The organism is Aquipluma nitroreducens, from assembly GCF_009689585.1.
In the GTDB taxonomy this organism is placed as follows: Bacteria; Bacteroidota; Bacteroidia; order Bacteroidales; family Prolixibacteraceae; genus Aquipluma; species Aquipluma nitroreducens.
Window position 1 is genome coordinate 5186007 of sequence record NZ_AP018694.1, and the last position, 21104, is coordinate 5207110.

10 protein-coding genes are annotated in these 21104 nt (G+C 35.7%); 7 read left to right on the forward strand and 3 right to left on the reverse strand.

What is annotated here, in order from left to right; translation table 11 throughout:
• Positions 1 to 8 precede the first annotated feature (8 nt).
• Genes brxC through brxL form a run of 7 tightly spaced genes read left to right on the forward strand, consistent with a single transcriptional unit; the run spans position 9 to position 14579 of the window.
• Positions 9 to 3530 (forward strand): BREX system P-loop protein BrxC, encoded by a 3522-nt coding sequence (brxC, locus tag AQPE_RS21775; RefSeq protein ID WP_318348590.1) that lies wholly within the window; start codon positions 9 to 11, stop codon positions 3528 to 3530.
• A 12-nt stretch (positions 3531 to 3542) separates the two neighbouring features.
• Entirely contained in the window at positions 3543 to 7103 is a 3561-nt protein-coding gene (gene pglX, locus AQPE_RS21780; protein ID WP_318348591.1) for a BREX-1 system adenine-specific DNA-methyltransferase PglX, read from the forward strand.
• 8 nt (positions 7104 to 7111) lie between these two features.
• Complete coding sequence (gene pglZ / locus AQPE_RS21785; RefSeq protein ID WP_318348592.1) at positions 7112 to 9646, forward strand: BREX-1 system phosphatase PglZ type A; 2535 nt, start codon at positions 7112 to 7114, stop codon at positions 9644 to 9646.
• 47 nt (positions 9647 to 9693) lie between these two features.
• Positions 9694 to 10872, forward strand: a complete 1179-nt coding sequence (locus AQPE_RS21790) for a phospholipase D-like domain-containing protein (protein ID WP_318348593.1) — start codon at positions 9694 to 9696, stop codon at positions 10870 to 10872.
• A gap of 26 nt (positions 10873 to 10898) precedes the next feature.
• Positions 10899 to 11525 carry a DUF6088 family protein gene (locus AQPE_RS21795; RefSeq protein ID WP_318348594.1) on the forward strand — a complete coding sequence of 209 codons (627 nt, stop codon included), beginning with the start codon at positions 10899 to 10901 and terminating at the stop codon, positions 11523 to 11525.
• A complete protein-coding gene (locus AQPE_RS21800) occupies positions 11518 to 12525 on the forward strand; it encodes a nucleotidyl transferase AbiEii/AbiGii toxin family protein (protein WP_318348595.1) in 1008 nt (335 codons plus the stop codon). Before AQPE_RS21795 ends, AQPE_RS21800 begins: the two co-directional genes overlap by 8 nt.
• Positions 12526 to 12551: 26 nt before the next feature.
• Positions 12552 to 14579 carry a BREX system Lon protease-like protein BrxL gene (gene brxL / locus AQPE_RS21805; protein WP_318348596.1) on the forward strand — a complete coding sequence of 676 codons (2028 nt, stop codon included), beginning with the start codon at positions 12552 to 12554 and terminating at the stop codon, positions 14577 to 14579.
• A 53-nt stretch (positions 14580 to 14632) separates the two neighbouring features.
• On the opposite strand, the gene AQPE_RS21810 is transcribed toward brxL, so the two are convergent.
• The 3 genes from AQPE_RS21810 to AQPE_RS21820 are packed head-to-tail and all read right to left on the reverse strand — an operon-like array spanning position 14633 to position 21003.
• Entirely contained in the window at positions 14633 to 15181 is a 549-nt protein-coding gene (locus AQPE_RS21810) for a hypothetical protein (protein ID WP_318348597.1), read from the reverse strand.
• Between the two features lie 16 nt (positions 15182 to 15197).
• Positions 15198 to 15626 carry a hypothetical protein gene (locus tag AQPE_RS21815; RefSeq protein WP_318348598.1) on the reverse strand — a complete coding sequence of 143 codons (429 nt, stop codon included), beginning with the start codon at positions 15624 to 15626 and terminating at the stop codon, positions 15198 to 15200.
• On the reverse strand, positions 15592 to 21003 hold the full coding sequence (locus AQPE_RS21820) for a hypothetical protein (protein ID WP_318348599.1): 5412 nt from the start codon (positions 21001 to 21003) through the stop codon (positions 15592 to 15594). The genes AQPE_RS21815 and AQPE_RS21820 overlap by 35 nt, the downstream gene beginning before the upstream one ends.
• Positions 21004 to 21104 lie beyond the last annotated feature (101 nt).

The following is a 21104-nucleotide window of genomic DNA, read 5'->3' on the forward strand; positions in this document are numbered from 1 at the left end:
ATACCGAAATGCAACTATCTGAAATCTTTGAACGGAAAATAGATCGAGTTATAAATTCCGCTGTTGTTGTCAGTAATCAGAAGGAAGCTACTGTACAGGCCGAAATTACGGAATACGTTTTTACTTCTGACTTAATTGAAAAACTGTACTACTTTCTGGATACTGTTCTGAATAAAAAAGTAGGGAAAACAGGTATCTGGATAAACGGATATTATGGGTCAGGTAAATCTCACTTTATTAAATATGCCCACTATTGTTTGGATTCAGCTAATTCGGCAAAGGCATTTGAACACTATCGCCTCAATGTGGAAAAGCATCAAAAGGAAAATGATTTGAGTGAGGTAACTGTTTCTAATGTGTTACAACTGAAGCGAAAGATAGAACAAACGCACATTGAAAACATCATCTTCAATGTGGAGGATGAAACGGATGATGGAAGCGGAGAACGATTGACGCGCATCTTTCTGAGCATGTTAAACCGGTTCAGAGGATATAACTCAAGTGACATTCCACTGGCCATTCTATTTGAAAAATACCTTGACAAAAAAGGAGTCTTTGCGGAATTTAAAACCCGCCTTCAGGAAGAATCCGGGTATAATTGGGAAACTCAGGCTGCTGATGTTGCTTCGTATGAATTAGATACCATCCTCAAACTGTCTAAATCATTGGTTCCTGAAATGGATACTGACTCTTTGCGTGTTAAGCTTTCCAATCCTGAGACCTTCCGGGTAACGATTAAAGATACCTTGATTCCTGAGTTAAAGGACTATTTGGCTGAAAAAGACAACAATTACCGCCTGATCTTTCTGGTGGATGAAATCTCGCAGTACATTGGAAATAACAAAGAGCTTTTGCTGAATTTCCAAAATATCATTGAGCGGGTTAGTGAAGACTGCGACAACCAGGTATGGATTGCTTGTACTGCCCAGCAATCGTTGGATGAAGTTTCTGAAAATGTTGGTTCCATTGACGTAAATGATGAATTTGGAAAAATCCTCGGTAGGTTCGATACCCGAATTTCGCTTGAAAGTGCGGATGCTTCGTACATTACCCAGGTCAGGGTTTTGGAGAAAAATTCGACCGGGATTAAAGAACTATCGGAACTTTATCACAGTAATCAGGATGCCATCGAAAACCAGTTTAAACTTCATCATGATTTATACAAAGGCTACAATGAAATGGATGATTTCATCCTGGCCTACCCTTTTGTGCCCTATCAATTCAAATTAATCTCGCATGTCTTTGAATCATTTCAGGGCCTGAAGTTTGTAATAAAGGAAGTGAAGGACAATGAGCGTTCGATATTGAGCATTACCCATTATACTGCCAAAGCGCACAAGGACGAGGAAGTTGGCACCTTTATGCCATTTGACGCATTTTATAACGATCAATTCTCATCAAACCTAACCCAACGCGGACGAAGGGCCATCGAGAACGCTTTAAAACTTCCATCGGTAGAAAAAAATGGGTTTGCTACCCGGGTGGTAAAAAACCTGTTTATGATTTCCAATCTGAAAGATTCCATTCGTCTGACTTTTCCTTCAAATCTGGATAACCTGACGATTTTGATGATGACGAATCTGGACGAAAATAAACTTCAGCTTCAGAACAAGATTAAAGCGGTATTGGACAAATTGCTGGAGGAAAGTATTATCCGGGAGGAACGGGGAAATTATTTCTTCTTCAATGAAGATGAAATGGACCTGACCAATATCATCAAAGACACGATCCTGAACGGCGAGGACCGGCTAACCGAGGCAGACCGTTTTATTCGAAGTCTGTTGAAAATTGAAAGCAAGGAGCGATATGAATCGAACGATTTTAAGGTTGCTTATGAAATTGATAAGAAATTCTTTTTGCGCAATGGCGATGTCTCTGTGTCGGTTATCCTATTCGAAAGGCAAGCGGCAACGCAATTGGCGCTTGGCAACAGCATCAGCAATCTTTCCATCTGCATAAACGAATGGTTTACTGCCGATAAACAATTAATGAAAGATTTTGAGTGGTTCTGTAAGAATGTCAAATACTTCATGAATAACTCCGGATCAAGTACCGGCGAACGCCTGAAAACAATTGAAACATTTAAGCTGCGGAACAAAGAGCTAAATGATAAGATCACAAAAAAGATTACCGATAAATTTGCTGAGACCAATTTTGTAAGCGGTCAAACTATTATTGAACCAGATGCAATTAATGGCTCGAAACCCAATGAACGCTACAAAAATCTGATTGCCAAACACATTGGTATGGTGTACAAACACCACAAGTTAAGCAACGGATACGCATTAACAGCCAACGATCTACGGAAAGTGGTGCGCGATAAGCAAACAACCAACTTTAACGATTTGACACCGGCAGAACAGATGGTTGAAGATCACATTGCCAACATGGGTGGAATCTTGACTGTTGCCGACATTATTCAGAAGTTCGAAGGAATTCCGTTTGGCTGGAAAGATGTGGCAACCATTCACATGATTCTAGAGCTCAACCGGAAGAAAAAACGTGAACTGGAATACCGCAACCAACCACGTTACAAAGCCGTTGATTTTGTAGAAAAAGCATTGAATACCAACGAACGTACTGCGTGTGTGGTGCGCGATGGTGAAGAAATTTCGCAGGCTGTGATTGATGAAACCTTATTGTACTACCGGAATATATTTAATCAGGATTTGCCTGCCACAACCGATGGAAACCGGTTGTATGACAATATCAATGAGAGCCTTTCGAAAATATACGATACGTACAACGAGTTTCAGGAAACGTATTATGGCAGGTATCCGTTTGGAATTCATTTCAATTCACTGTGTCAGAAATTAGACAGTTGGATCAAAATAAGGGATCCAAAACGCCTGTTCGTAGTTTTAAAAGACGAGCAGGATGATTTAAAAAACCTATACGATCAATGCAAATCGTTGGTCGAATTCATTGGCCGGGCAATGGATGCCTACAACAGCATCCAGGGTTTTTATACTGAAAATAAAGAAAATTTCAGCAGTCTTGAACCTGCAGAACAGGACAAAGCCGATTCGTTGGGAGAATTTTTCCGATCTGATGATCCTGCCCGAAGTTTCAGGCACATTCGGAAAGCTTACGACGAGCTAAAAGCATCAATTCAGCAATTAAAAGACGCCCTATTGAATGAAACCGTGGCTGCTTACGAACAGATATTTGCCGAATTGGATAGTGAAGCTAGGAATCTAGGAGTTACCGAAAGTCATATTTACGGAGATAAAGAATATAACCTGACTCGTATCCGCAAGCTTAAATCAATCACTTCTATCCGGTATGAACTATCGAATGCCGCATCGTTTAAAAGCGAACAGTTGCGCCTGATTATTGATTTTGCCTCCAAAAAGAAGCCCGATCAAAGCAAAGGTCAAGCATCTGCGGTTGGAGAGCCAAAGGAATATTACATTTCAAAGTTAGCCACGGTAATCCGCAACGAAAAAGAACTGGATGATTACCTGGCCAAAGCAAAGTTGGAAATGCTGGCTTTGTTGAAAGAGAAAAAAACAATCATTATCAAGTAGAAAAATCTGTAAATGAATACCAGTCAGCTAAAGACCTTTGCCCAAAAGGCACGAAATATCATTCGCGATGGAGTATCCCGACAACTGAAATACTGGGGTTTTGATGAAAAGGGAAATGTGGAATGCCGCCCCGAAAAAGTAGAAGGCGGCATTGTTCACCGCGAAGAAATCATTGATGACCCTTCGGTGATGAAACGTTGGGAAACCTTGAACCATGCGGTTAAGCATCAGGGATTCGATCAGGTGGTGGAAGAAGCAGCTTATACCTGGTTTAACCGGATGATGGCCATTCGTATTTTGTCGAAAAACGGTTACGATGTACCTCAATTGGAATATGGCGCCGATGGGGCACAAACACCGCTGATTCTGCAACGGGCCCGTCGCGGACAGTTTGCCTTTTTGAACAAAGAAGAGCAAACCCGACTGAAACTGGTCTTGACGGATTACTCCAAAGACACCCAGGCCTTTGCTATTTTGCTCACTGGTTATTGCCATTCTCATTCGTTGCTCAACAGTATTTTTGGTCGCTTAGATGATTATACCGAATTGCTGCTTCCGGCAGATATGCTGAACGAAAACGGTTTTATTCATTTCCTGAATACCACATCAGCCATTTCAGACGACGATTACCGGCAAGTAGAATTGATTGGATGGTTGTACCAGTTTTATATTTCGGAGAAGAAAGATCAGGTATTTGCCCAGTTTAAAAAGAACCAGAAAGCTGAAGCCAAAGACATTCCGGCAGCTACCCAGATTTTTACTCCCAACTGGATTGTGAAATACATGGTGGAAAACACAGTGGGTAAGATTTGGCTCGATAAACATCCCGGCTCTCCATTGAAAGCCGGGTTGAAGTATTTGGTTGAAAGCCCTGACCAGCCGTTAGGTGACCCACTAATTAGCGAGATATCCCAATTGAAATTGCTGGATCCGGCTGCAGGCTCCGGCCATATTTTGGTGGAAGGCTTTGAGTTGTTATTCCAGATGTATTTGGAGGAGTATTACATGCCCGAAGAAGCGGTGGAAAGCATTTTGAAAAACAACCTGTTTGGTTTGGACATTGACCTGCGTGCAGCCCAATTGGCCCGGTTTGCCATCTTGATGAAAGCTGCTTCGAAATACCCGGAGATCCTCCAAAAGAATATTTTACCTAAGGTGTACGCCATGCCTGCACCTTGGAATTTTAGCCGACAGGAAATATTGGATTTTCTGGGCAGTGAAGGCAGACCCTATGAAGAAAAGCTAAGCGATGCCCTGCAATTGATGCAACAGGCGCAGAACCTGGGTTCGGTAATGAAATTTGACTTTTTTGTAGATGAACGAAGTTTTATCGTGGCTCGTTTGGAAAACCTCAAAAATAAAGTCTTTCGCGATAATCTGGAAGAAGTGCTGCTGCAAAAAATTGCACCGTTTATAGAAGTGCTGGTGATTTTGACTGACCGCTATGAATCCATTGCAGCCAATCCTCCTTACATGGGCAGTGGCAATATGAACGGGGAATTAAAACAGTATGTCAATTCAAACTACCCTCTCTCCAAAACCGACTTGATGACTGTTTTTATGGAGGTTACCTGTGATTTGATTAAAGATAATGGTCAGGTTGGAATGATTAACCTGCCATCCTGGATGTTTCTATCTTCATTTGAAAAAATGAGGCAAAAATTTGTTGAATCATTTCTAATTACAAGCCTAATCCAGCAAGGAAGAGGAATATTTGGGTCTGATTTTGGTTCAGTTTCATTCTGTTTTTCAAGAGAAAATCCTGATGGTAAGAAAGGTGTTTATCGAAGACTTTTTAAGGAACATGTTAAAGTTGATTCTGTTGCAGAAAAAGAAAAGCGGTTTTTAGATAAGTCGTATGGACTTTTTATTTTTAAGCAATCAAACTTCTCAAAAATACCAGGAAGCCCGATTGCTTATTGGGTGACTGAGAAAGTTGGTGATTTGTTTTTTCAAGATAAAATTAAAAAATATGGGATTTCAGATGGCCAAAATATAACTGGGGACAATGAAAAATATATAAAGTTCATCTGGGAAGTAAATGGAAAAAAAATTGGAAAAGGATTTAAATGGGTTCCCGTTGCGAAAGGCGGTTCATTCAGAAGATGGTACGGGAATATTATAGATCTGATTGACTGGTCTGAAGAAGCTAGAAATTTCTATCGAAAAAATACAATCGCAAGGATTCAAGATAAATCATTATGGTTCAGGCCAGGTGTAACATGGAATTTGATAAGTAGTGGAGGAACTGGTTTTAGAATATTAGAAGAAAGTGTCCTTTTTAATAAAGCAGCACCGACAATTCTTTTTAATGAGAATAACATTGAAAAGTTAAATTTCGTTTTAGGCTTTCTAAATACAAAATTAGTTAAGGATTTGCTTAAAATATTAAATCCAACTATCAATACCAATATTGCAGAAATACTAGTTTTGCCTTTAATTGAAAAACGATTAAATTTAATTGAGCAAAAGGTTAAAGATTGTATTTATATTTCTCAAAAAGACTGGAATAGCAGAGAGATTTCTCTTTGTTTTGAGGAAACACCACTTATTAATCAAGCCCAATCTTTATCTCAAGCATTTCTAAAATGGCAAGAAGGGGTAAGAAACGTCTTTTTTCAATTACATTTCAATGAAGAAGAACTCAATCAGATATTCATTGATATTTACGGGCTTAACAACGAGCTTGATCCCATTGTGCCTCTAAAAGACATTACCATTTTACAGGACGAGTTGGATGAAAAAGGCTTGGAGAAAACAGACAAAGCTATACGCAAACGCCGACAATGGAAATTGGTGGAGGACAAATGGCTACTGTCTGTGGACGAAAGTAAACCTTTACCTGAATTACCCATAAAGCGCGATGTGGTAATGAAACAACTGGTTTCGTATAGCATTGGTTGTATGATGGGCCGTTACCGGTTGGATCAGCCCGGGCTGCACATTGCCCATCCCAACCCAACACACGAGGAGGTTTGCACCTACGACTTCAACGGACACGAATTTGAAATTGATGATGATGGTATTATCCCGTTAATGGGTTCCAACTGCACGTTCGCCGATGATGCGGTCAATCGTTTTAACCATTTTCTGGAGATAGTTTGGGGAGCCGAAACACTCACCCAAAACAAAAACTTTCTGGTGGATTGTTTAAATCTGAAAACTGAAAATCAGGAAATTGAAAAATACCTGGTGAAGGATTTCTGGAAAGACCATTGCCAAACCTACAAAAAGAAGCCCATCTACTGGCTCTTTGCGTCAGCGAAAGGCGCATTTCAGGTATTGGTGTATATGCACCGAATGAATCGCTTTACAGCAGAAAAGATTCGCTCCAAATACCTGCTGAAACACCTTCAGTATTTGCTACAGGAAATCGGCTTACTGGAAAGTATGAGCGGCCTCGCGCGCGAGGAACAAAAACGTCTAGATACCCTTCATACACATTACGATGAATGTGTGCCCTACGAGCTGCTACTAAAAGATTGTGCCGACCGCCAAATTGAATTTAATATGGACGATGGTGTAACGGTTAATTATGAATTGTTTAAAGGGGTGGTTGCGCCAATAAAATAACAGAAGAAATGCTAAAAGAACGAATAGAACAATATTTTCAGCAATACCCACAACTTCGGGTACTCTTCTTTTTTGACGAAGAAAAGGAGCACGAGGAGGAATATCTCGCGATGGATTTGGAGGGAATCCGTAAAGTGACATTTGACAACCGGAACTTCTACCTGAAAGTGATGCTTCACGGAGAATGGTCGGCTGAGAGAGTCTTTCTTTACTTTCAGCAACCCATGCCCTCCACTCAGGATGAGTACCGGCATTTTCCTTTGCTCGATTTACTGGTTGCTAACAAGGTTTTGTACCTCGACAATGTAGCCGATTTTATGGATCAGTTTCAACTGGCACCCAACCAACGTTCATTAGCCAAACGATACATCAAAGAGTTAACGCGTACACCAATACAAAAGGTAGTCGCACCATTACTGACCCGAACCCGTTTCGAAGAATCGGAATTGGTAATTGGATTGATCTCTGCATTCCTGAGATTCACTAAAATTGAACGCTGGGAAACCATTCTGGCTAAAATTTTGTGCCTTGGTTTGCCCGGACAGGAGGAAAACAGGGATTATTTTTTCAGGAAAATCGATGCAAACATCCTTTATCCTTTCCTGGTTCAGCCTATCCGTGATTATTTCAATACTACTCTCGAAGAACTTAATCAACAAACCCTGATTGAACTTCAAAACCGCTTGAAATACAACCTGATCACTTATACGTTGGATGAAAAACCAGATGATCCTTACAAAAACTTAAAAATTCAGGATGGGGTGGTATTGTCCATGCTCAGCAATTTGAGCGAGAGTGCCTTGAATAATCCGAAGTTGGCCGATCAATTTCTTCAACTGTTGGAATCAAACGACAGCCAAATCAAAGAAGAAACCCTACTTCAAATCTATGGCTCCGAATCAGAGTTTGGCTACCTGACCACCTTCATGAAATGGAAAATCTTAAGTTCAGGAATTCGTGAAATTGATTTCAAACCCCAAACCGCATTACAGGTATTCGAGCGGGTTTCCATGTTTCGTGAAAACACTGTCCAATTGTCAAATACAGTTCGGTTTTTAATCTATCTGGCCAATATCAATAGTCAACTGAATGAAATCTCTGGTTACATCTACGATTCGCCTGACGAGTACATTGAAAAATACGCTCAGGATTTCTACCGGATTGATCAAAATTACCGCAAGGCCATTGATTTCTATCGGTCAGTTGATGTTTCAGAATTACCCGATTTTATTCAGTTGGATCCGTTGAAAGATTTGCTGGAGGACCGGTACGAAAGCTTCCTGGAGAAATTGAACCGGGAGTGGCTGAAATGTTTTTCGGAACAAGGGTTTAGCTATGCAAATCTCGCTACACCAAAGCAATACGATTTTATCAAACGTGAAATCGTGCCTTATGAGCTGAAGATAGTTGTGATCATCTCGGATGCCCTGCGTTACGAATCGGCCATGAGCTTGCTCTCCGAGCTTCATGGTGACAGCAAAAACGAAGCGGTCATTCGGCATCAATTGGCTTCAATTCCATCGACCACTCAATTCGGTATGGCCAATTTACTAACAACCAAAACGATCAATCTAAAAGATGCAGAATTGTTTATTGACGATGTCAGTACAGAGGGTTTGGCAAACCGGTCAAAAATATTGAAGAAGCACGTTCAGGACGCACAGGTTTTTGCTTACGCCGAGATTGAAGGTAACTCGCAACAAGCCAACCGTGATATTTTCAAGTCGTCGCTTGTCTATATTTATCACGATTGCATTGATGCCGTGGGTGATAAACGACCATCGGAACGCAATTCATTTAAAGCGGTCGCCGATGGAATTGCTGAACTGGCAGCAATGGTGAAGAAATTACATTCGTCGTACAATGTGTCCCGTGTTATTATTACCGCCGATCATGGTTTTATATACAACGACCGCACAATCAAAGAGGCAGACAAAGAACCGTTAAACGAAGAAGGTGCAATACTTACACACAATAGGTACGCAATAATCAAAAATGACCGGAAACAAGATTTAGGTTACAAAATACCATTAAAGCAAACCAATCGGATTGATTCTGATTTATTTGTACTCGTACCAAAGTCGGTCAACCGGTATAAAAAACAAGGAGTTGGACATCAGTTTGTACACGGTGGGGCCAGCTTGCAGGAATTGATTGTGCCGGTAATTGAAAGTACCCGTAAACGGACTGAGGTAATCAAAAAAGTGAAGCCCGTATTGATCAGCAAAAACCTTCGGGTGGTTTCAAATATTCTGCGCATTCAAATTCTTCAGGACCAACGAGTATCCAGGAATGAAAAAGAAAGGGAAATTCTGGTTGGGCTTTATCGTGATTTGGAATTGGTGTCGAATCAGGTAACCATTCAAATGAGTTCAACTTCTGAATTACCCAGTGAACGAAGCTATGGTTGTGAGTTGATGCTCCGGGGCGATATTGGGAATATTAGCATGTTGAAGCTGAAAATTTACGACAAGGACGATGAATTGAATCCGTTAATCATTCAGGAGGTAATCAATAACACCTTAATTGAGTCTGATTTTTGATTGAATGAGCATTAAATCAATATGAAAGATTTCGAATTACAGCAACTATGATACTATCAGAACAAAAGTTAGTTATTGAATTACGAAAAGCATTTGATAATGCGAAATCACGTATTTGGATTGCTGTTCCGTTTATTGGTTCATGGAATCTAGTTGAACGGATAACTGGTATAAGTTGGGTTGCCAAAAGGAATATTGATTTTAGATTATTGACGGATATTAGCAATGAACATTTCATTGATTCAAAAACATATCAGAAATTCAAACAGCAGGCTGAATGCAAAACACTTGAAGGATTACACGCCAAGATTTATATTATTGATAACTTCATCTTATTAACGTCAGCAAATCTTACTGGTACTGCATTCTCGAAAAGGTATGAAATTGGAATAACATTAAATAACGACCAGGATGTAGTTAGAACATTTCTCAAATGGTGGAATATAGCAAAGACTATTGATAAGGATTGGCTTCCATCGAAGAGTGATAATGGAGCAAAAAATGAAGAACCTGAGGCGTATAATATTTCAAAACTAAAGAAACTTTGGAAACTGCCTAAAAGTCCCCAAACCGGCAATGATTTCAAAGAATATTTCAACACACTTCGCTATTATAACAATTTCACCAGGCTGTATGAAGTACATGCAGAAAGGTTATTAGTCGATTTGCCAATATATCAGGAAGTTGATTCATTTCTTAATTATTTGTTTCATGAGCATCCTGATAAGCCATCAAGTGAATACCTCGAAAAAGGGAACAGAGAATTAACTGAAAAAGGAAGAATCTCCGAATTGAAGAAATACTTTACTCAGTACAAAAACTGGCTTTCTGATCATCCAACCTTTGAAAACCATAGAATTGATAATATTAAAACGATTCAGCTCAAATTATCAAAATCTAAGATTGACAAACTAAAACAAGAAGACATTGAATTAGTTATAAATAGTCTTCATTGCATGAAAAGTTTAGCACTTAATAGAGCAAAGTTTTTAAATCAACAAAACAACAAAATAGAGATCATAATTCAGAGCTGGAAAGATTTGTTGCATAATGATGAGACTGACTTGCCTAAAAGAATGCAAACTTGTAAAAACAATCTTTACTCGTTCGGAAAATCATCGATTAGTGAATTGCTAGCATGGTATTACCCGAATCAATATCCATTAATAAACAGGAATTCAAATAGTGGTATGAAATTCTTTGGATATGATATAGAAACATATTGAATTTTTGTAACAAATATTTGCTAAATTTGTTACAAAATAAAAACATAAAAACAATGCAAAGCATTGAGAAACAAATAGAAGATAAGATAAAAGATGATGCTAAGGGTACATTGTTATTTCCGGAGGACTTTCAACAGCTGGGATCTTCAGAGGCTGTGCGTTTGGCTTTGCATCGCATTGAAAAAAGAGAAATCATTCGAAGAGTCGCTCATGGAATATATGTACGCCCAAAAGAAAGTTCATATATAGGAGAAGTTATGCCTACAGCAGAAGAAGTTGCTGAAGGTATTGCTAAAAGAGATAAAATAAGAATTGTTCCAACGGGTGTATATGCATTGCATGCATTGGGCTTAAGCACACAGATACCATTAAAGCTAGTCTTTTTAACAGATGGGGCAGCACGTACTATAAAAGTCGGCAAAAGAACCATAAAACTGAAAAGGACTACACCCAAAAACCTGTTGGCTAAAGGTAAAATTAGTTCTTTAGTGATTCAGGCATTGCGCGAAATTGGTATAGACAAGGCAAGCCCAACTGAATTAAAGCAAATCCTTAAACTATTAAAAGAAGAGGACCTGCAACTATTAAAACATGATATTAAACTGGCACCGGAATGGATTAAGCAAATTATGAAAAAAGCAATTGATGGATAAATTTTACTATATACCTGACGATGCTAAAGCTGAAATTCTCCGGAATACTGGTGAAAAAACGAACCTCCCTGCCTATGCTGTCGAAAAAGACTGGTGGGTCGTTCAAACACTTTCTATTCTTTTTGAAACGGAAATCGGGAAACACATGGTGTTTAAAGGAGGTACATCACTAAGCAAAGCCTGGGGTCTGATTGAACGATTTTCGGAAGATATTGATTTGGCTGTTGATCGTAGATTCTATGGGTTCGAGGGTGATTTAGGGAAAAAACAACGGACAAATCTTCGGAAAAAAGCAAATACTTACATTACAGAACAGCTTTATCCGGAACTAAACTTCCGTTTTAAGGAAAAGGGAGTTGACGTTAAGCTTGAATTGGAAGAAATAACTACGAGTGATCAGGATCCGATAATCATACTTGTAAATTATCCCAATGTAATCGAATCGCCTGGTTACTTAAGACCAAGGGTTCAGGTAGAATTAGGATGCCGGTCGCTGATTGAGCCGTTTTCAATTCGCACTTTCAATTCATTTTTGGATGAAATGTATCCTGATGCTTCATTTGCAAAGCAGCCTATTCATATTCCAACTGTTGATCCCGAACGTACCCTCCTTGAAAAAATATTTCTTTTACACGAAGAGTTTCAGCGTCCAGATATTAAGGTTAGGGTGGACCGAATGAGCCGTCATCTTTTTGATATTTACAAATTGGCGGCTTCTCCATTTGCTGAAAAAGCTCTATTAAATCAAGAGCTTTATGCTGAAATTGTATATCATCGTCAATTGTTTACCAAGCTTGGGGGTGTCGATTATAGGCGGCATAATCCAGGAACGATTAATCCAATTCCACCTGTTCATTTGCTGGATGCCTGGAAAAGAGATTATTCAATCATGCAGGAACAAATGATATATGCCGATTCGCCAAGTTTTGATACTATGCTTGAGGCAATTAAAAACTATATCTCAAAAATAAACCAGCTAGACTGGCAAATCATTGAATAATACCCAATTCAAATAAAAGCCTTAACATGTCAACATTACAAGAGAAAATATTAACTCATTTTGAAGGGAAAGTTGTCAGGAAAGATTTAACCTCAAGGGTAAAAGGTAATGCGGTAGTTCCGGCATACGTGCTGGAATTTCTACTTGGTCAGTATTGCGCAATCAATGACGAAGAAGTCATTAACAATGGGATTGAGAAAGTAAAAGATGTGATCAAAAACAACTTTGTCCATCGTGCTGAAGCTGAGTATGTAAAATCAACCATCAGGGAGAAAGGTTCTCATAAGATCATCGACAAGATATTTGTTACTCTGAATGATGATGACAATTTCTATGAGACTTCATTTGCCAATCTTGGAATTGACCATGTCGCTATTGCCGATTCAATTGTCAAAAAGCATAAAAAATTATTAAGTGGAGGAGGCGTCTGGTGTATTTTAACCATGGGTTATGATTCTTCCGATGGGATCAAATCCAGATGGGTTATCGAAACCGTAAAACCTATTCAGGTTTCAGGAGTCGATTTGGAAGAAATAATCGAAAAACGACAGCATTTTGATACTGACGAATGGATTGATTTACTAATGCATAGTATTGGATTAAATCCTGAATTCTTCAACCGGAGGGGAAAGCTAATTCAGTTATCAAGACTGATTACTCATGTTGAGAATAACTATAACTTCATCGAACTTGGACCCAAAGGAACCGGTAAATCTCATGTGTTTTCAGAACTCTCGCCTCATGGAGTTTTAGTTTCAGGCGGCGATGTGACCAGTGCCAGGCTTTTTGTGAGCAATACTGGCAAAGGCAAAATCGGATTGGTTGGGTATTGGGATGTGATTTGCCTGGATGAATTTGAACAAGTGGTTGGCTCGAAACGTGCAGATGGCGACATGGTCAATATCATGCAAAATTACATGGCAAATAAATCATTCAACAGAGGAAAGGAAACCATTCAAGCCTATGCTTCAATGGCATTTGTGGGCAATACTAAGCACACTGTTCCTTTCATGCTTCGCGAGACACATCTTTTTGAATCCATCCCGGCAGCCTATATCAAAGGGGCTTTCCTCGATCGTATTCATCTTTATATTCCAGGATGGGAAGTCAATATCCTAAAGGAAAGTGTATTCTCTAAAGAGTTTGGGTTCATTGTTGATTATTTGGCTGAAATTCTGAAGCAGTTCCGGAAGTACGACTATACCAATCAGGTTGATCAGTATGTGGACTTTGATCCATCCTATACAGGCAGGGACAAATTGGCCATCCGGAAAACATTCTCAGGTCTGGTAAAGCTAATATACCCCAATAAGCATATGAGCGAAAAGGAAGCACTCGAACTGATTGATTTTGCAGTAGAAGGCAGGAAAAGAGTCAAGGATCAGCTTTACGTGATTGACGAAACCTTTAAAGATTCTCCTGTTGAATTCAGCTACAAAATCAATTCATCCAACAAAAAAATAAAGATAGAAACGCTTGAGAAGTTAAATGGAGAAATTTTTGATGGTGCTGCAGAAATCACTCCGACTGAAGATCCGGATAAATCAACAGTCAAGGCTGAAATAATTGCACCAGGACTTAAGGAGAAAGAAATCATTATCAGGGATAATCAAAAAGGAATCTCCTATAAAAAACTATTTGCCGAGTATCTTAAAGGTGCAACTGAAATTACATTGACTGATCCATACATCAGACATCCACATCAATTCCGTAATTTGTTAGAATTCTGTTCGATCCTTATTCAAAATAAAAAGAAAGAGGAGGAAATCAGTTTGCACGTTGTCTCATGGAACGACGTAGAATATACGCCCATATCAACTGCCAACTTTGATGAAATTACGGAATCTTTGAGGGATTCAGGAATCATCTTCACCTACGAATTTCAGGATTTACATGATCGCAGCATTGTAGCCAATAATGGTTGGAAAATAAAACTTGGTCGCGGACTTGATATTTTCGAGAAGCCTGCCTTTCGTTTTGATATCTCGGAAGTGATGCAGGAACAACGGCAATGCCGAAATTGCGAGATAACGTATATTCGGCAAATTGACTGAGATCAAAAAAAGAAAAATTGTTAGCAATCCCCTATTATTATTGAATTGGACAGTTATTTATTGCCTCCATGATTTATCTTATGTTGAACAATAATAAACCCCATTAATATTAATATTAATAAACCATATGACAATAGTTTTATCATATTAACCTCCTGCTTTATAAAAATTTGCTCAATAGTTTTTATAATTACATATGACAAAACAGATGTCAGAAAGATAATTTTTGAATTATTTAATAACTGCATAGTATCTTCTTCTTTTTCTTCTTTAACTGTTCCATCAAAATTACTTCTTATCGTTTTATAATAATAATTAAAGAAACCCAAAACAATGAATAGTGGTAGTACAAATAGAAATATCTTTTCTGAAAAAACTAAAACACTACTTTCATTACCGAATTCATCGATGCCATATTTTTTTGCATTTAAAACGATGCCATAAATGCCATAAAAAATAGTTATAATGATAATGATATAAAAGAATACGAGTATCAAGATATTTAAACTATCGGATCTTTCATAAATCCAAATTTTAAATTTGACCCATTTACCTTGATCATTTTTCACTTTTAAATTGGGGACGGATTCTTTTTTTGCCATTATTATAGTTATTAAGTTATATTCTATATAATGTTTTAATTAATTTAAATATTCCTTCTCCAATGTCCTTGTTACTCCTAACACCTTTCGATAAAAACTTAACTTCTTCAACAGAATATTTTGAAAGATTGTAGTCCGTAATATCCCCATTAGACATTAAAATAAATTCGTATTTATTACTATTATATTTCTCATCTTCCAAAAACTTTAAAAATTTAATACCTAACGACCCATTTTTAAATCTAATATCAACAATAAATAAATCAATAATGTCACCTTTAATTAAATCGCCAAATTTTTCATTCTCAATCTCATATACTGTATTTTGCCAATTCTCTGATGTCGGGAGAACTACAATATTGTCTAATCGATACTCTAGAACCTCTTTTACTTTAATGAAGCACGGAAAGTTATTCTCCAAAATCATTATATTCATTGGCGTCATTGTCTTCAATTTTAATAATTATAATAAAATTATTGTCTTCATCAATAATTGGATCTAGAAGACTAACAAAATTGCTTAACCCATTGAAAATTTTCTTACACATGTTCAATCCATTCTTTGTACCTCTATCATTTATATCGACTCTGTTTCTAAAAGACAATTTATTATCCTCGAATTCTATTCGAATATTTCTATCCTCAGGTAAGCTGTGATTTTTAATATTTATAACTAACTCTGGGATAACAATATTAAATATAATTTCTGGTATTTGGATGTATGGTGAATCAAGAAATTTTATATCATCATCATTAATAAAGATAGGACCTGATAAGCCAATGTATTTGGATTCAAAAAGTAATTTAATAAATTTTTTAAAATCAATAAAAGATACTTCTTTTATTTTAGTATCATCTTTGCTCAAATCATAAGCCCCAATTTGACCGCTAATAATTTGTCTAATCAAATCAAAAATCTCTTCAAATGAACTTTTCTCATTTATTATCTCTTTCCTTAATTGATCATCGAGAGGTGTTCCACTTGCAATAATTCGTTCTAAAATAGATTCTTTAATATCTTCCAAGATATCACCCAAGTTTGTTAAATGTTCTCTTAATCCATGTTTTAAATCACTCTGGTATTCGTCCCTAGCCTTTGTATTGAGTAATTCTAAAAAAGTATTATTAGATATCTCGGTCTTAATAAAGTCACTCAGTAATTTTCTCAAAAGCAAAAGTAATCTTAATTTATTTTCATCTAATCTTTTACCTTTATTTAGTACTATCGTTAAAACAGCTTGTGTATATAGTAGTGGATCTAAATATTGCGCTTCTGAACTCGTCAAGTCAGTAATTCTTATCGCAAGTAATGAGTATTCTTTTCTTGACGACAACTCGATAATTTCAGAAAATCCTTCGACAATTGAAGATTCAAAAATGTCTTTTCTTATTTGAATTCCACTCTGATTTTTTAAAATTTCTAGATTAGATAAAAACTCATCATCATTATTATCAACTTTAACATTAAACATTTTTGCCGTCAAAGATTTCTTTAGTTTTTCCTTTGAGTTCAATAGAAGCGGTAATTGATCTTTTTTCTTTTTTCTTTTAAATGATTCAAATGTATACAATTGGGTTTCATCTGGTTCAATAAGGTTGCTATAATTAACTGTTAAAAGTGCCAACTCAGCTTCGGGTCCAACAATATTAGTTATAAAACTAAGAATTATCTTAACCTGTGATTTAATATCATCCTTATTGATAATTTCTCGCCTACTCCAATTAATTAGCCTGCTCTGCAATTCAATAAATTTATCAAATGAATCTTTACATTCAGCCTCTAACTCTTTAATAATAACAATATATTTTGGATCATTTTCATATTTACATAACGTTTTGGAAAATTTTTTTATTTCTATCGGCTTTAAATTATTCGCAGTTTCACGAATCTTAAAATATTCCCAAAATCTTTCTATTATAGCTGTATTTTCCAGCTTTAGTAATCTCAAATAATGATTAAAGTTTCCATTACCATTATCATTTGGATCATAATCAAATATTTTGATGTTTTTTTCAAGTTTGATAGCCTTGGTTTCGTGGTCGTTTATCAATTCTTGAATTAGGGCTATCATTTGGTAAATTAACTTTTTAGGAGAAATGTATCCGAATTTGTCTAATTGTTTTAGCTCGGAAAAACGCTTGTCAAATTGACTTTTGTTCTCATCATAGTCCTCATATAAGGACGGTTTAATATATTTCTTACTTTCCTCTTTTAATGAAGAGTAACTAATATTATCAGTATAATTATCAAATTCTTTATTTGAGATCAAATGCTTTAATTCTAGTATGTAGTCATATACCAAAACTTTACCAGGAATGTATTTAGTTGAATCATACAGTCTGATCAATTCTTTGATAATACTCTTGTTATTATTTGAACACGTTTTCTCCAAATTTTCTTTCTCTGCATAAATTAAGTTTATAATCTTCTTAAATGATTTGAAAAACTCAGGATGAATAATATAATTGCTCTTGAGCTGAACGGATCTTTTAAGTAGAAATTTTAGTTTTTGAAATTTTGAAAAATAACTATCTGTATTAACAGAAAAAAGAGAATTAATATTTTCTGAATTTAACTTGTTAATTTCTTCTCGGAGGACTTCCAGCTCTCCAATTATCCAATGAAACGAAGAGTCTCTGATTTCTTGATAATATATTAATGGAGTACTACACGTAATTTTTAAAATTATATATTTCAGGTTGTGGGAATATTTTTCAATAATATCTTGATGGACAATATCACTAGCTAATTCTTTTAATATTTTTTTTTCTAATCGGATTAGTGCTTTTGTATCTTTCTTAAAATAATTATCAATATCATACTCGTAGATATATTTAGTATTCCCATTAACAGTTGTTATGACTTGTTCAATCTCAAATAATCTATAGAATTGATTTAAAACCAATAATTGAAATAACTTTTTGTTATTGTGGATTATATAATCTTTAATATTATTGGGAACGTTATAACCGATATTAACTGGTTTTAATTTATTTATTTTATTGAGGAATAATACTTTAGTAGAATCTAACGAAGAAGTACTTGCAAGATATTGGTACCTCTTCATTTCTTTTGTCAGTGGAAATTCATTATTGGGTTCTTCAATTGAAGGGTTGTTGATTTTTGTATAATAGTATAAACGATCCTCTTGCTTCACAAAGGGTAAAATTCCCTTTGGAAGTTTAAGAAGTAAGTTGTCTTCACAGTCAAATGACATCCTATTTATTAAAGCAATACAATAATCAATACCTTTATCTGTATTAATTTTATTTCTAATAAACTTGACAATGTAATTTGTTTCTAGAAATGAATTAACTGTTGCTAAAACATCATCCACAAATATGACAATATCGGCTTGATGCAACCCATCAGCATACAACGATTCTGCATTTTCAATGTAGTCTTCCTCTAAAGAAATAGATAAACAATTCGCTGTATACTCAAAAACATATTCATTAACTAAGTCAATAAAATTTGACTTAGAGCCAGTAACAGGAGAAACTAAAACTACTTTTTTATATTGTAATAATTCGCTATTAAATACAGTGTCTTTTAGGGTTTTAAGCCAAATTATGATTTGTTCATCGTTATTCTTTACTATTCTACCAGTAGGTGTAAAATAAAGGTACTTGCTATTTCCTCTTGTAAGATTGCCGTAAAGTAATGACTGCTTTAGATTTAATATCTGCCGCCCAAATTTATTTGGAGATTTTGTCCTTGGATAACCAAATATTAAGGTTGGACTTATTGATGCTTTGCCTGTTTCAATTAAACACTTTTCATTTGTGATATCAGGAGAATAACATAGAGCGCAATTATCTGCATTATTCCATTCTGTATAGACCGGAATAAAGTATTTTTGCTTTATTAATTGATTATCAGCATTAAAGGTTTCAACTCTTACAACTTTGTTTGTTTTATCAATCGAATGCCAGTTATAACCCCCTTTTAGTAATTCATCCTTGTAGATATTATACAATTCAATTGTATCCCCTTCCTTGATACTCTCAATATCTTTACTGGCGATTTCCTCAAAAGTTTCATGGCATTCAGTAGTTAATGATTTGTGTCCAACAAGGATAACATTTAGTGTGGGAGGTATAATAGTAAAATTATTTTTATGTCTATAAAGGTTGTTTGATTCAAAAATCTCAACAAGCTGGTTGTTAATTTTGACAGAAGTTGAAAAACTAGAAACGATGGGAACTATAATAACAATATTCCTTTTGATTGAAGCAACATCCTTTGAGAGTTTTCCATCCTTATCTATAGTATTATGATTTACAGTAATTTTAAGTTTAGATTCTTTGATTTTCTTCTCAAGCATGTTTCTTGTTGAGCTAGTTAAAAAATTAGAATAATCTTCATATCCGATAATTGTTATCTCGTCTTTTCCCTTAATAAGATCGTAGATTATATTAGAAAGTAGATAGGACAATGGGATTGTAAAAAAACTATTTTGAAACATCCTCTTTGCATAATAAAAATCACGTATATGTATTTTTGAGCCCAGCCTGAAATGAGTATTAGCAATCTTATACCCTTTGTTATTTGTTTCTGAATTTCCTAATACATCAAATCTTTTGTTCAATGAGTACTGAACGGATTCTTCAAATAAGGATAATACTCCTTTCCAGGGATCCTCATTCTTTAATAATAATTCAAAATACATGAGTTTCCCCTCGTTAAAGAGCTTAGATTCATGAGTTATGTAATTTGTATTAGCGTTGTCGGAATCTTCAATATTTTTTAAAATTCCGTTTCTAAAACTATAATGATGTCTCCAGATATTCTTATTTATTAAATCAAAATCTTTCTCCGTTTCTCCTGAAAGTAATGTTGCACCATATCTCTTGTATGATCTGTTATGATCCTCATTATTATATTTATAAGAATAAAATAGCACTCGATTTTCATTATTCCAAAATTTAAGAAGAGGATTATGCGAGGTACTTCTTCTCAAATCTATTATTTTCCTAACAACATCTACATCAATATTAAAGACAATCAAATCACTGAAATACAAACTGATACTTGCAAGTAATCGTACCCATTCACTTTCACCTGCTAATTTTAAATGTGTTGCATCAAGCAAAAAAATACTATTATGCAAGAAAGTTGGAAGGGCTGAAAATTCCTTAAACAACATTTTAATTCGTTCATATTTTCGTTGAATTGAACTGCTTTGTTCATATGTTTCGGAATATCTATATATATATTTATAGTTTTTCGTTTCGCTGAGTACCTCTTTGTAGTTTACAATTTTATACTTATCAAGCATTAAAAATGTATTAAAACTTGGAGTTTCCTTAGATGGGAGCGTAGGAGGTTCCACACTTAAAATATAACCTTCGTTTCCTCTATTTAGTGGTATTATGCAATTGTATACAGTTCCATATTTTATAAAATTATCAAATCCGATTTTTACAGTGGATTTATCCGTTTTTCTATATAAATATACACCTTCATTAAATGAGGAAGTTTTAATAAATCCAGAATAATTTTCTTTTATTATATGAGTGAAATAATGCAGTCCATACCGACTTATCAATTTGTTTTGTTGGTGTTCTAAATAAATAAATCTATCAATATTAATTGCGAAGAAATCTTCATACTCATAAATCTTTTCAATTATTTCTATATCTTCTTCTAATGATCCACCTAGATAATTCATTAGATCATATTCATTCTCTTTCAGATTATTTACATAGGTATTTCTTATTGATGTTTTTCCAAAATCAATTACATTCACATCAAGAAAGAAATCGTCTCTAGTTTGTTGTAAATACTCTATTTCCGAGTCGCCTTTAAGTTCTTTCAATCTTTCCTTACTGTAAAATCTACTAGTTATAACTCCTTTCTTTTCAGTTGAATGCTCGATTATATTTTTGGCTAATTCACATATTCCTAAAGAGATATCAT